Here is a 13,644-nt window from a genome sequence, read left to right as displayed (position 1 = left end):
GCTAACCTACGCTCTTAATTTTAATGTTCACCAAGCGCGGATTAAACCTGGAGAAGAACGAATGAGACGATTTGATCTGCTTATCACCCATTACCTGCCCGGCTTCCGAATCCTCAGAGGCTTCCTGAGGTACAGCAAGCACCCCCTGAAAACATGGGAGGTTATTGGATAGCTTCCCTGAATTGAAGTCAACGATAGTACCTCCGTTATCCCACCCGAAACCATAGAACGAGAACTCTATCCCCCCATTCTCTTTGACTAAATCCTGTAGCGTACTACCAATTTTAATCCCGTTGGTAAAGTGATAAACGGAAGAAGAATCCCGGAGTTCGAGCATTTCAATAGTCGCAAGTGGAGGCTCTTTCTCTTTCCAGTGGACGATAATCTCTTTCTCAGAATCAGGCCATATCCTTGTAATTACTCTTTCAAACATTCCTTCTTTAAAGAGAGAATCTTGCTTTATTTGATCAAGACCGGCTTTATCCACCAGTATATCGTAAGAATCTTCCAGCTCTATATCACCGATGCCCCAGCAGGTTATTTCCGTTGGATCACCTCCCTGCAGCCAGTCGCCCGCCTCCTCTTTAACTTTTGGTGAGCTGGTACAAGACATGATTGACAATATCAGGGCAAAGCAAGCGACTCTTTTCATAAGGAACTTTTCTAATACAAAAGCAAAACCGGCATTATTGTTTGTTCAGCACCCTGATAGCGCTAAGATTTACCTCAATTCTTTGTAGGATCTTCTCGTGAGACTCTACAATTTCCTGCTTTTTGAATGCCTCGTACTGGTCTTTATAGACATTCTCCTGGCTCGACCACTCCAGCACCCCGGTAAGACAAGGGTTTCTCTCGGCAATAGCCCCGTTATTAAAACTCGTAATCAGACCGCTTCTCTCCTCAGCATAAAAATTACGAAAAGTAAGGGGCATGTTGTTGTTCATGCGCACCATGTCGCGCATACCTATTCCCACACGCAGAGAATCCGTGGTACGATATACAGACGCGGGGTCTACTACTTCCAGGTAATTGATCGTCTTATATGGAGGGGTATTTTCCTTCCAGTAGATATTTACAGCCTTGGGGGTATTTTCCCAAACAGTTGTAAAATTACCATAAACCGTATTTTCATGAGGAGTCAGCGCCTTAGCCCCAACCTGCTTTTCAAGCTCATCATAACTGATGCTCATTTTAATTTCACCAACACCTTCGCATGAAATCAGCAGGGTAGAATCAACCTGATTGTCTTCTGCCTTACTTGCAGCCTGCTTTGTTGTTCCCGACTGCTGGCAGCTCATAACAGCAACCAGCAAAAATGAATAGAATAGATGTTTCATGGTTATCCAAGGTTTAAGGCCTTCAGGCTCTCTTTCAACGTAGCGATCTTCGCTTCGGCGTCAGCCTGCTTCGCTTTCTCATTAGCAACAATCTCCGGTTTAGCGTTTTGAACAAACCGCTCATTGGAAAGTTTTTTATTTACAGAAGCCAGGAAACCCTCAAAGTATTCGATATCCTTCATCATCCTGTCGTACTCCGCCTGCGGATCAACATTACCTTCGAGACTGATGAAGAATTCATCACGGCCCGTCATAAACGAAGACGCGCCTGAAACCTTTTCCTCGACGAATGTTACCTCGCTCAAGTTGGCGAGTTTGTTCAGGATATGCAAGTATGCCTGATAATCCACATCAGAGTTTGTCTTTACAGCTAAAGGCAATGCTTCTTTCGGCGATATCTGCTTACTGTTACGCGTATTACGAACTTCAGAAACGACCTTCTTGATCACCTCAATTTCCTTCAGCAGCTTTTCATCCGTTGGCGCAGGCTGTGGATACGACGCAACAACACAGCAATCCAGCTCCGTACGTTCACCGAATATTTCATCATGCCATAACTCCTCTGTGAGGAAAGGCATGAAGGGATGTAGTAATGTTAAGATTTTCTCAAAGAAGGCTTTTGTTGCAGACACTGTAAACTCGTCTGCCGGCTGCTGATAAGGAGGCTTTACCATTTCCAGGTACCAGGAACAGAAGTCATCCCAAACCAGCTTATAGGTCGCCATCAGAGCTTCAGATAAACGATATTGCGCGTAATGCGCTTCAATCTCGACCAGGGCCTCATCAAAACGGTTCTCAAACCAGCTGATCGCTGCTTTATTATCCGGATTCTCTCCCGGCGTTGTAGATTCAGACCAGCCTTTAAGCAATTTAAAGGCATTCCAGATCTTGTTGGTAAAATTACGCCCCTGCTCACAGTAGGACTCATCGAACATCAGGTCATTACCGGCAGGAGAACACAGGAGCATGCCCACGCGCACACCATCTGCACCGTACTGGTTAATCAATTCAATAGGATCAGGCGAATTTCCTAAAGACTTGGACATCTTTCGGCCAAGCTTATCACGAACAATACCCGTCAGGTATACATTCTTAAAAGGTGCTTCTCCGCGGAACTCATGTCCTGCCATAATCATCCGGGCCACCCAGAAGAAAAGGATTTCCGGGGCAGTAACCAGATCGTTGGTAGGGTAATAATACTGAAGATCTCTGTTCCCTTCCTTTTCAGGATGTCCGCAAACCGATGGATCAAACACTGATATTGGCCATAACCATGACGAAAACCAGGTATCGACCACATCTTCATCCTGAACAATACCCCCGGCAGATTGTCCGGCTTGCGTAAATAACCCGGCAGCCTCTTGAGCCGACTTCGCTACTACCCACTCACCCTTGTCGTTATACCAGGCCGGGATACGCTGCCCCCACCATAACTGCCTGCTGATACACCAGTCTTTAACGTTTTCCATCCAATGACGGTAGGTATTGATGAACTTATCCGGAATAAGCTTCACATCACCCTCCAGCACATATTCCAGCGCAGGCTTTGCCATCTCTTCCATCTTGCAGAACCACTGCAGCGACAGCTTGGGCTCTATAGCCGCATCGGTTCTTTCGGAGAAGCCAACCTGCGATTTATAGTCTTCCACTTTATCAAGCAATTCTGCCTCTTCAAGCAGGCGAGCGATTTTCTTACGGGCTGCAAAACGTTCTTCGCCAACCAGGATAACTGCTTTCTCATTCAGCGTACCATCATCATTCAGAATATCTATAACGGGGAGTTTGTGCTTCAGTCCCAGCTCATAGTCATTCAAATCATGCGCAGGCGTAACTTTCAGGCAGCCCGTACCGAATTCCATCTCCACGTACGCATCCTCAATTACAGGAATCTCTCTGTTTATCAAAGGAATGATCACATTTTTACCCTTAAGATGCGTATAACGGTCGTCATTGGGATTCACGCAAATCGCGCTATCCGCCATAATCGTCTCAGGACGAGTAGTGGCAATGATGATATACTGCGGATGCTCGTCCGCAGTACCAGCAACCTGGTAGCGGATGTAATATAACTTCTGGTTAACTTCCTTACGGATTACCTCTTCGTCTGATACCGCTGTCTTCCCTTTTGGATCCCAGTTAACCATACGAACTCCACGATAGATCAGCCCTTTATTGTATAGATGTATAAACGTATCGGTTACAGCTTCAGACAGGTCCTCATCCATAGTAAACTTAGTCCTGTCCCAATCACAGGAAGCCCCAAGTTTCTCCAGCTGCTTCAAAATGATCCCGCCGTACTTTTCTTTCCATTCCCACGCATACTTCAAAAACTCCTCGCGGGAGATATCTTTTTTCTCTATGCCTCTCTCCTTCAACATGGCAACAACCTTGGCTTCTGTTGCAATAGACGCATGGTCTGTACCAGGAACCCAGCAAGCGTTCTTGCCCCGCATCCTCGCCCTGCGGACCAGGACATCCTGAATGGTATTGTTCAACATATGCCCCATATGAAGCACCCCGGTGACATTCGGCGGAGGAATTACTATGGTATACGGTTCACGATCATCCGGTTCTGAATGAAAGAAACCTTTATCCAACCAGTAACTGTACCACTTATCTTCTGTTTCCTTGGGATTATATGTTTTAGAAATGCTCATTTTAGAGGGAGTATAAATTATATATGCGCAAAAATAACCTTTAATGCGAAATATGGAATAATATAAAGCGTTTTGAGACTTGCTAACGAACCTACACCCAGCGATTTTCTGTTAGTCCCAGGAGATCGGCAATACCTTATTTCCTCCAGCAATGCGTTTGAGGGGCCAAATTGCGGCAAACTTTATAAAGCGCGCATGTTGAACACCTGATAATCAGAAGACCAGAATGTAGCTTACCCTCGTAAGCCGCAATTGAGCCGGGCTGAGGATAAAGGTGAAATTATGTTCAAGTGTTTGATTTAGCTATTTATATTCTAATATATCTCCTGGTTGGCAGTCTAACTCTTTACATATCGCCTCAAGTGTGGAAAACCTGATCGCTTTAGCCTTGCCATTCTTAAGTATTGAGACATTTGCCATAGTAAGTCCCACTCGCTCCGACAGTTCCGTAACAGACATTTTCCGTTTCGCCAGCATTACATCCAAATTTATAATGATAGGCATACTTAAATTGTTAATTGATTCTCTTCAGATAAGTCATTACCTTCTTTGAATATCTCTGCAAGAATGTATGCGACAAACATCAAAATTAAAGGGGTAAAACTCAAAGAAAAACCGTAAAACATTCCTTGTTTAAAATACACGACTGAAAAACTAGTTAAAATAAAAATCAGGAGAAAGTATTTACCGATGCTTCTAAATGATTTAATATTCGCCTTTTTAAAAGTTTGAATCAACCTTACCGACCGTATAATCTTTAAAAACTCCTTGAAAGTTAAAAATGTGAAAAGAAAAATCATGGATAGCTGTATATATGAAAAGTATAAAGACGGAGGTCTTACATTACTTAAGGTTAGCGGAGCTTTGAGTGTGTCCGTTGTCCAACGTGTCGTAACAGAATAGCCAATTGTACTTCTGTTCAGAAAGCCAGACGTTAATACCGTATCAGAATAAAATTCCCGATCTATGTGCCAGTGTATCAAAACTACAGTAATAAACAAAAGCATTGCCAACTGTACAAAGCAAAATATTTTGCAAGTGAATGTTGCAACATAAAGAAGTGGGTTTTTTTTCATCGCATCGAGTTATTTACAAATAAATATAATACCTTTTTACCTAATATCAATATTTATTTATTGAATATCAATAAATAAATATTGATATTAGGGATGCGTTTCATGATGAGAGACACTCTGCTTGAAGGTCTTGTTAATTCACGATGAGGAATATTTTTAAATAAAGCATGTTCCTGCACTTGACCATCTAAAGGACGGTCAGAGGAGCAACTGCGCCGACTGCACTTCACTGCCTAAAAACAACGAGGCCTTTTCATCAAAGTCGGGCACTCCACCCGTTGTATAGAACTGTCTGCTATCTCCCAGCGAGCAGCAGGCGCGTAAATCGCTGTGCCTCTCCAGGTAGTCAGCCAGACTGTCGGCCACCAGCTCCCCCTGAGAGATCAGATTCACTCCCACCGGGAGATATTTATTGATGATGTCCGTCAGCAGCGGATAATGCGTACATGCAAGGACAACCGTGTCGATATCCGGACCCTTTGCAAACAGGCTTTCCAGGTTCTTCCGGATAAAGTACTCCGCGCCAGGCGTCCGGAACTCATTATTCTCGATCAATGGCACCCATAAGGGACAAGCTTCCTGGTATACCTGTATTTCAGGGAAGAACTTATGAATTTCGATAACATATGATTCCGAACTCACCGTTCCCTGTGTCGCCAGTATTCCTACCTTCCCGGTACGGGTATACTGGCCGATCACCTCCGCCGTCGGGCGGATCACTCCCAACACACGCCTGGAGGGATCATAAAGTGGCAAGTCGTTTTGCTGAATAGTACGCAAAGCCTTTGCAGATGCCGTATTGCAAGCCAGTACTACGAGATTACAGTTTAAAGCAAACAAATGCTGTACACACTCCCAGGTATACCGGTAAACCGTTTCAAACGAACGGGTTCCATAAGGAACGCGGGCATTATCCCCCAGATAGATATAGTTATATTGTGGCAGACGTCTTACGATTTCCTTGAAGACCGTCAGCCCCCCGTATCCCGAGTCAAAAACCCCAATTGGCCCTTGTTTCATCATCCCGCCAGACCTCCAAACATACCAACACAAATAATAAGTAAGACAATAACTGTTATGACCACATACAAATAATCCCCTTCGAGTGCGAAGGCAAATATCGAAAGCACTACCCGCAGTATCGGTGTCGCTATGAGGATAATTACCCCAGCCTGGATAACCGCTCTCGCATCAAAGGCAAGAAGACCTCCATAGATACCCTCAAGGCTTCTCAGGTATTGTGGCGCACCTCTGAACTGGGTAAAATCAGAAGGTTCTGAGCGGTGAAGAAGCAGAAACATAAGCCCCCCGATAACAGCCACCAGACAAGCTGAAAGCACCCCAAACCTCAGAAGCTTGCCAACTATTGTGGCCACATCTCTGTCTGTTTTTATCAATCTGCTCATAGAGTCCCCCTTAGTCCATTATAAATCATTTCCAGAGCGAGAAAGCCGATCACTATGCTGAATAGCAAGCGTAATTTTTTAACATCTGCAGTTAAAAGGATCTTCGAACCTGCAAATGCTCCGATCAGCACACCGATCACAACCGGCATAGCCAAATCAGGGTCTATATAGCCCCTCTGCAGGTAAACCACCGCACTGGCGGCTGCTGTAACGCCTATCATGAAATTACTTGTTGTTGTGCTTACCTTGAACGGAATCCGCATAATGGTGTCCATTGCCAAAACCTTGAGAGCCCCCGACCCTATACCCAGAAGTCCCGAAATCACGCCGGCCACAGTCATCAGCGAATAACCACCAATGACGCGATGAACTTTATACTCAACAGGTCCCGAGGGACCGGTATAAGAACCGTTCAGCTTAAGAACACGCGCAATTTTACTTTTTTCAGAAGTATCAGCCGCCTCGTTTTTTTTTCGCAAAGCCATGAACGCAGAAAAAAGCAGCACCACACCAAAGATCACCGCCACTATATTGGTCGGCATATACACAGCAATCAGCGCGCCGATTATCGCTCCCGTTGTAGTCGCAATCTCCAGAAACATACCGATACGGATGTTGGTGATCCCCTCTTTGATGTAAGCCACTGCCGAGCCAGATGAAGTGGCTATAGACGAAATGAGCGCGCAGCCAATCGCGTATCTGATATCCACGTTAAAGACCAGCGTTAACAGCGGAATAAGTACCACTCCCCCACCAAGGCCAGTTAACGCACCGACAAGACCGGCCGCTATAGCACCGATGAAGAGGATAGATGTAAACAGCAATACGCTCATAAGCCTGATACCGCGTTAAGACATGCAAACTTATGATTTTAAATTCTTATCTATAAGTACCTGAATTATTCCGTCAGCCATTCCAACCCTGGGCACATATATCTGCTTTACTGACGCCCACTTCATCACGCTGAGATAGATTTCAGATGCAGGTACAATAACGTCGGCACGATCAGGATTAAGCTTCATCAGCGTGATCCTTTCCTTCAGCGAGTAAGACCGCAGGTTCAGGTACATATCGTTAAGCACCGAAAAACTCAGTGGGCTGCCATCTTTTTGATTAGACAGCCGGAACAGCTTATTGATGTTCCCGCCGGTTCCGATTCCAATCAGGTTTTTGTAGATACGTGTGTTTGCCTTGATCCATTTATTCATTTCATCCCATTCCTCTTGCGTATCCGCATTGTCAAGCATACGAACCGTTCCGATGGAAAAGGACCTCGACACCTCGACCTTTCCCTTGGTAAAAATTGACAGTTCCGTGCTGCCCCCACCAACGTCGATATAGAGATAATTCTTATCCAGCTCCAGGCTTTCTGCGATATGTGTTGAGTAGATGATATTTGCTTCGGTCTGGCCTTCAACAATCTGCAGGTCAAGATTACCTTCTTTCATGATTCGCCTGGTTATCTCCCCACCGTTCTCCGCTTCCCGCATAGCCGAGGTTGCGCAGGCCATATAATCCGATACCTTGTAAACATCCATGAGCAGCTTGAACGCTGTCATCGTTTTCACCAGCTCATCGGCTTTCCGTTCACCGATTCTTTTGTCAATAAACGCGTCATCCCCCAAACGTAGAGGCACGCGGATGAATGTATTTTTCTTGTATGTAATTTCCTTGCCTTCCTGATTAATATCTGCTATTAACAAGCGGACGGCATTTGATCCGACGTCTATTGCTGCGTATCTCACTTCTGTGCTTTATTTTTTAAATAGGTGTATATATCTTTTTGTGCCCGGTGTTTAACCATATCTTCCGTACGGCGGTAGCGGTTCGTATTGGCGGCATTGATTTCGCGGGCCTTGGTATTGTCCATCAACTGTATGTCGATCATATCCCGGAGTTCTTTTTTAATTTCAGCATCAAGGATCGGAAATCCGACCTCTACACGCTGGTCCAGATTCCTCGTCATAAAGTCTGCCGACGACAAGAACATCAGCTCATCTCCGCCGTTCCCGAAGATCCAGAGGCGGGCATGCTCCAGATATTTGTCGATGATGCTGATCACTTCAATATTCTTACTCATCCCCGGAACCCCCGGAATGAGGCAACACATCCCCCGAATAATAAGCTGGATTTTCACCCCTGCATTACTCGCTTCGTAGAGCTTCCCGATCATCTCTTCATCAGCCAAACTGTTCATCTTCAACACCATGTATGCCGGCTTGCCGTCCTGTGCATGTTTAATTTCATTGGCTATAAAGCCATAAACCTTTTTACGGGTTTCCAACGGCGACACGATCAGATACTTGTAATCGTCCAGAAACATCTTCTTATCAAGGCCCCTGAATAAGCGCCTTAGTTCATTAGCTATACCCTGATGAGTGGTAAATAAACTATGATCACAATAGATCTTAGACGTCTTTTCATTGAAGTTACCTGTAGCCAGGCTGGCATAATATACCGGTTTGCCTTTCTCCATCCGGGTTACCAGACAGATTTTCGAATGAACTTTATAGTCGTGCAGTCCATGGCTCACGTTAACACCCTCCTCCTCCAGTTTATTCATCCAGTAAATGTTGTTCTGTTCGTCGAACCGGGCTTTTAGTTCAACCAGGCAGTTTACCTTTTTTCCGTTCTTAGCTGCGTTAATCAGTGCGTTTATCACCCGGGAGTTAGCGGCAAGGCGGTAAAGCGTGATGCTGATTTCCGTCACCTTTGGATCTATAGCCGCCTCGCGCATAAAATGAATGATGTAGTCGAATGATTGATATGGCAGATTAATGAGGTAATCGCGCTTCGCCATCTGGCTAAAAATACTTTTGCCCAGATCCAGATCCTTAACCCTCAGCGGAACCTCTTTAGGATATTCAAGCTCAGGTCTGCCTACATTAGGAAAATTAATAAAGTCTTTGAAGTTATGATACCGGCTACCGGGAATCAGACCATCGGGTGTAAGGTCCAGTTTAGCCACCAGATAACTAAGCATCGACAATGGGATATTATTATCATACAGCAAGCGCATAGGTTTCCCCTTTTTTCGCTTCTGCAGACTCTTGGCCAGCGTATCGATAAACTTCTCACTAACATTAGTATCCAGAGTGAGCTCCGCATCGCGCGTCAGCTGGATGGAATAAGCCTCTACTTCCGGATAGTCGAAGATAAAATAGATATCGTCAAGACAATACCGGATGATATCATCAAGGAGGATGACAAACTTGAGGTTGTTGGTCTCGGGCAATACAATGAAACGCTCCAGACTTTTCAGAGGAATTTCGATAAGGCTGTACTGCACCTTTTGCCTTTTATCTTTTTTGCTAAGCCTTACGAAAAAGTAAATTCCACGATCCGTTAGCTCAGGAAATGGCTTGTTATCATCAAGCATCACAGGCACCAGTGTCGACAGAAGCTTTTCCCGGAAGTAATTGCGGAGAAATTCGCCTCTCTTTACGTTCAGCTGCTTTTCGTTGATGATAAAGATTCTTTCAGCCTCCAGCTCCTTGATGATGACGTTTTCGTAAAGATCGTCAAACCGATATTCCTGGTTAACGACAATCTCCTTAATCTCTTTCAAAATCTTCTTTGGGTTATACCCAAGAAGCTCTTTCGCCTTGGCATTGACATTGGCTAACCTGGTTAAGGTAGGCACACGCACTCGGTAAAATTCGTCAAGGTTTGATGAAAATATCGCCAGGAACCTGATCCTCTCAATCAAGGGCACCGAAACATCGGCGGCTTCCTGCAATACACGCTCGTTGAAGTATAGCCAACTTATTTCACGGTTCGTAAGCTGAATATTTCCCTTAGCCATTTAGATAGTTTATATAACAGCAACGGCCGTTACCCTGCAAAGCTGTAGATTTTAATGTTAAATTTACATTAAGAAATCGATGTTCAGTCAACTTCCTTAAAGAACCCGAAACATTCTTTCAGCAGCCTTTACTTCATAAACCCTGTTCGCCGGAACATGTTTACAGAATCTCGTTTATGCATATAAATCTGTAAGTTTACCTCAAGATAAAACTAATATTATGCCTTCATTTGATATTGTAAGTAAAATTGACGCTCAGACGCTGGACAACGCCATCAACAACGCTAAAAAGGAGATTCTGAACAGATATGACTTTAATGACTCAAAGAGTACCGTCGAGCTGGATAAGAAAACTAACGAAATTACTGTTGTTACAGAAAACGACATGCGGTTGAAAGCTATTATCGATTCAATTATTTCCAGAATGCTGAAACAAGGTCTTGATCCCAATTCACTGGAAACCGGGAAGGAACACTATGCTTCGGGCAACATGATCAGGAAAGAGATCAAAATCAAAGAAGGAATCGACAAAGAGACCGCAAAGAAAATTGTAAAAAAAATCAAGGATAGCGGCGTTAAGGTGCAAGCTTCCATTATGGATGAGCAGGTGAGGGTGCAGGGAAAGAAGATTGACGATCTGCAGGCCGTGATATCACTCTGCAGAGCTGAAGACTTTGGCCAGCCTTTACAATACATCAATATGAGAAACTAAGAGCACGGCAGGCAATGGCAATCTAGATTACGGTTTTAAGTAACCGCAATCATATTTTATCCCACCTAACCGGCTTATCTTTGAATATACAAAACCCCAGGATTATGAAAACTATCATCGTAGCAACAGATCTCTCTAAAGACGCAAACAACGCATTGGAATATGCAGCTGCACTGGCCAGACTTGCAAATGCGAAGTTAGTTTTATACAACTCATTTGTTATTCCGCCACATGCAGCAAACACGCTCCTTCCCGCGTCCGGAATTGAGAAAATGATTGCATCTAATAAGGCTTCACTTGAGTATATCGCACTGAAAACATCGGTGAATTATGACATCGAAGTCATTACTATCAGTAAGCTGGCCGACTTACAGGAAGAGCTTGACAAACTGGTTGCTGAGTATAAGGCCGAGGTTGTTGTGATGGGAATGAGGGGAGACAGCATTGATCAAAAGCTGTTTGGAAATACAACCACCTCCATAATCGCGCATGCTACATACCCTGTACTCGTTATTCCGCAGGAAGCCAAGTTTAAAGGAATGAGCAAAATTCTGTTTGCTTGTGACGAGAAGTGCCCAACAGCCAATACAACACTGTCAAGACTTCGTGAGATTGCTTCTGACATGAAGGCTGAAGTTCAGGTGCTACATGTTGATAAATTAATAAAGAAAGCAAACGCAACGCTTCGCACTGAATTAAGCGGCAACGCGGCGCTTGAAGAGCAGTTCCAGGGCGTAAGCCATTCTTACCGCGAGATAGACGGTGGAAGCATCATCGAGGGTATTGAAAAAGGCATTGAAGAATACAACGCAGACCTGCTCGTAATGGTTCCACAGAAATATGGCTTGTGGGATTCTATTGTCCACAGAAGCAAAACGCGGATCATGGCATCAAGGTCTAAAGTACCATTGTTATCTATCCCGTTTGGGAGGAATTAAATACACTGCAGTCCCCTCTGCAGTAAAGAACCAAGGGGTTGGAGTATTAAGTAGTAACAGACCGGCAAAATGCCGGTCTTTACTTTTTAAAAACGTAAGAGGCTATTTTTATGTATATTACCATTGAACCGTCCCAACTTAGTTCCACCTCATGAAATGGATATACGCTATTCCGCAGAAATTTAAGATCGCTTGTGTTTTAGGATCCATAATTTTTTGCATCACCATATTTACCTTACTTGAAACCCGCAACATCAACAATATTAATAAGGCGGTGCTTTCCATCTATGAAGACAGGCTAATTCCGGCTACTGACCTCTTTTTCTTAGCAGAAGCTTCGTATCAGAAAAGGGATCAACTCGAATCATACCTCGAGTCATCCGATCCCTCCCCCCTCCTGATCAGCAAACAGCTTACAAGGCAGAATGAAAGGATAGACTCTCTGATAAGTAAATATGAAAAAACCTATTTGGTAGACGAAGAGCTTCTTCATTTTAACGGACTCAGGCGAAACCTGAAAGAGTATCTTTTAATGGAAAAAGAAATTGTCAATCTTTCGTTACAAGGCTCAAAAGAAGCTGCAAAATCTGCTTTCTATACGCGCGCTTTGGAAAGTCATCATAAAATGATGGATCATCTTTCGAAATTGACGCGAATTCAATCGCACGTGGGTGCCAGCCTGGTAAAAAGCCTGAAAAATGATGTAGCAAAGTCTGACCTTATTTCCAATCTACAGCTTATCGTCTGCATTATAACCGGCCTGCTAATCATCGCAATTGTATTTGCAGCCAAGGTAACGAGCGTTAAATCAAACAAGTATAATTTAAACTAAGCAATCAGCGTTGAAGTCTACCCATTCAGTCTGATCTCTCGAAATCCCCCGTTTGTATCTGTTCGCCAATTCTTGAAAAACGACACGCTCCTGCTTATCAGCATGACCTGCCTCCCACTATGCTTCTTCACTGGCTTGTTGACAACTTTTGTCAAAGCTGCTTTTTGGAAATACACCATAGTATGGCCGGAACGGTTTGACGTTTTTTCTGTCCACAACTTTTTGATTGACGTGAATTTTGCCTAGAGCACGGATAAGTACTCAGTTTGAAATTGCTTTATATGGACGTGTATACGTTCAGACAAACTGCCGTAAAAAGTCCGACTTTACACTCACCAGGTCGGACTCATGTGGCGATTATCAGGCGATCATATGGGTAGCATATAAACGCAATACAATTTCAGTAATCACTCTGATAGCATACGGAGATAAAATAAAAAGGCCGAAAAAAAATAAAGCTCTCGATGGGCGAGAGCTCAAACTAACCAATTATAAACCTAAATTATATGAAAGGGCTGTAGGGGAAGGAATCGAACCTTCAAGGAGTGGTTAGGCCGTTTCCGGATTTCCCATGATCTCCGCCACCGAGACAAGGAGGTGTGTCTGCCAGTTTCACCACCCTACAGTATAGCTTCTTTTAAGAAGTTGTTGAAACAAAGATAATAACTCTGGAATATATATTGCAAATATTTTAAAAAAAAATAATATCCATTGTCAATACGCTAATTAAGGACTTGTATTCCTGCGAAATATATAAGCAAAAAATAAGCTCTCGATGGGCGAGAGCTCAAACTAACCAATTATAAACCTAAATTATTGAAAGGAGCTGTAAGGGAAGGAATCGAACCTTCAAGGAGTGGTTAGCCATTGCTGGTTTCCCG

Annotated in this window: 13 protein-coding genes and 1 tRNA gene; 3 read left to right on the top strand and 11 right to left on the bottom strand. The window is 43.9% G+C overall.

The window, feature by feature from the left end:
* Position 1: 1 nt before the first annotated feature.
* The 10 genes from ACKI5J_RS09015 to ppk1 all read right to left on the bottom strand — a co-directional run bounded on the left by ACKI5J_RS09015 (position 2) and on the right by ppk1 (position 10,281).
* The gene (locus tag ACKI5J_RS09015; protein ID WP_407428680.1) at positions 2-652 is read right to left on the bottom strand and encodes a hypothetical protein; all 651 of its coding nucleotides are present in this window, start codon (positions 650-652) and stop codon (positions 2-4) included.
* Positions 653-686: 34 nt separating this feature from the next.
* Positions 687-1,337, bottom strand: a complete 651-nt coding sequence (locus ACKI5J_RS09010) for a hypothetical protein (protein ID WP_407428678.1) — start codon at positions 1,335-1,337, stop codon at positions 687-689.
* 2 nt (positions 1,338-1,339) lie between these two features.
* On the bottom strand, positions 1,340-3,994 hold the full coding sequence (locus ACKI5J_RS09005; RefSeq protein ID WP_407428676.1) for a valine--tRNA ligase: 2,655 nt from the start codon (positions 3,992-3,994) through the stop codon (positions 1,340-1,342).
* 303 nt (positions 3,995-4,297) lie between these two features.
* The gene (locus tag ACKI5J_RS09000) at positions 4,298-4,498 is read right to left on the bottom strand and encodes a helix-turn-helix domain-containing protein (RefSeq protein WP_407428674.1); all 201 of its coding nucleotides are present in this window, start codon (positions 4,496-4,498) and stop codon (positions 4,298-4,300) included.
* Positions 4,499-4,500: 2 nt separating this feature from the next.
* Positions 4,501-5,001, bottom strand: coding sequence for a DUF2975 domain-containing protein (locus ACKI5J_RS08995; protein WP_407428796.1), 501 nt, complete (start codon positions 4,999-5,001; stop codon positions 4,501-4,503).
* A gap of 267 nt (positions 5,002-5,268) precedes the next feature.
* Positions 5,269-6,090, bottom strand: coding sequence for a glutamate racemase (murI, locus tag ACKI5J_RS08990; protein ID WP_407428794.1), 822 nt, complete (start codon positions 6,088-6,090; stop codon positions 5,269-5,271).
* Positions 6,090-6,476: a DUF1634 domain-containing protein gene (locus ACKI5J_RS08985; RefSeq protein ID WP_407428672.1), complete on the bottom strand. Its 387-nt coding sequence runs from the start codon at positions 6,474-6,476 to the stop codon at positions 6,090-6,092. The genes murI and ACKI5J_RS08985 overlap by 1 nt, the downstream gene beginning before the upstream one ends.
* Positions 6,473-7,309: a sulfite exporter TauE/SafE family protein gene (locus ACKI5J_RS08980; protein WP_407428670.1), complete on the bottom strand. Its 837-nt coding sequence runs from the start codon at positions 7,307-7,309 to the stop codon at positions 6,473-6,475. The genes ACKI5J_RS08985 and ACKI5J_RS08980 overlap by 4 nt, the downstream gene beginning before the upstream one ends.
* Positions 7,310-7,339: 30 nt before the next feature.
* Positions 7,340-8,221 (bottom strand): exopolyphosphatase, encoded by an 882-nt coding sequence (locus tag ACKI5J_RS08975; protein ID WP_407428668.1) that lies wholly within the window; start codon positions 8,219-8,221, stop codon positions 7,340-7,342.
* A complete protein-coding gene (gene ppk1, locus ACKI5J_RS08970) occupies positions 8,218-10,281 on the bottom strand; it encodes a polyphosphate kinase 1 (protein WP_407428666.1) in 2,064 nt (687 codons plus the stop codon). Before ppk1 ends, ACKI5J_RS08975 begins: the two co-directional genes overlap by 4 nt.
* 220 nt (positions 10,282-10,501) lie before the next feature.
* On the opposite strand from ppk1, the gene ACKI5J_RS08965 reads away from it, so the two are divergent.
* The 3 genes from ACKI5J_RS08965 to ACKI5J_RS08955 all read left to right on the top strand — a co-directional run bounded on the left by ACKI5J_RS08965 (position 10,502) and on the right by ACKI5J_RS08955 (position 12,763).
* Entirely contained in the window at positions 10,502-10,993 is a 492-nt protein-coding gene (locus ACKI5J_RS08965; RefSeq protein ID WP_407428664.1) for a YajQ family cyclic di-GMP-binding protein, read from the top strand.
* 104 nt (positions 10,994-11,097) lie between these two features.
* Entirely contained in the window at positions 11,098-11,931 is an 834-nt protein-coding gene (locus ACKI5J_RS08960; protein ID WP_407428662.1) for a universal stress protein, read from the top strand.
* Between the two features lie 151 nt (positions 11,932-12,082).
* Entirely contained in the window at positions 12,083-12,763 is a 681-nt protein-coding gene (locus ACKI5J_RS08955; RefSeq protein WP_407428660.1) for an MCP four helix bundle domain-containing protein, read from the top strand.
* Between the two features lie 515 nt (positions 12,764-13,278).
* On the opposite strand, the gene ACKI5J_RS08950 is transcribed toward ACKI5J_RS08955, so the two are convergent.
* A tRNA-Asp gene (locus ACKI5J_RS08950) sits at positions 13,279-13,388 on the bottom strand.
* Positions 13,389-13,644 lie beyond the last annotated feature (256 nt).

It is taken from the genome of Arcticibacter sp. (genome assembly GCF_045629565.1).
In the GTDB taxonomy this organism is placed as follows: Bacteria; Bacteroidota; Bacteroidia; order Sphingobacteriales; family Sphingobacteriaceae; genus Arcticibacter.
Note: the sequence above shows the minus strand (reverse complement) of the source record. Positions and strands in the feature narration are given on the sequence as shown.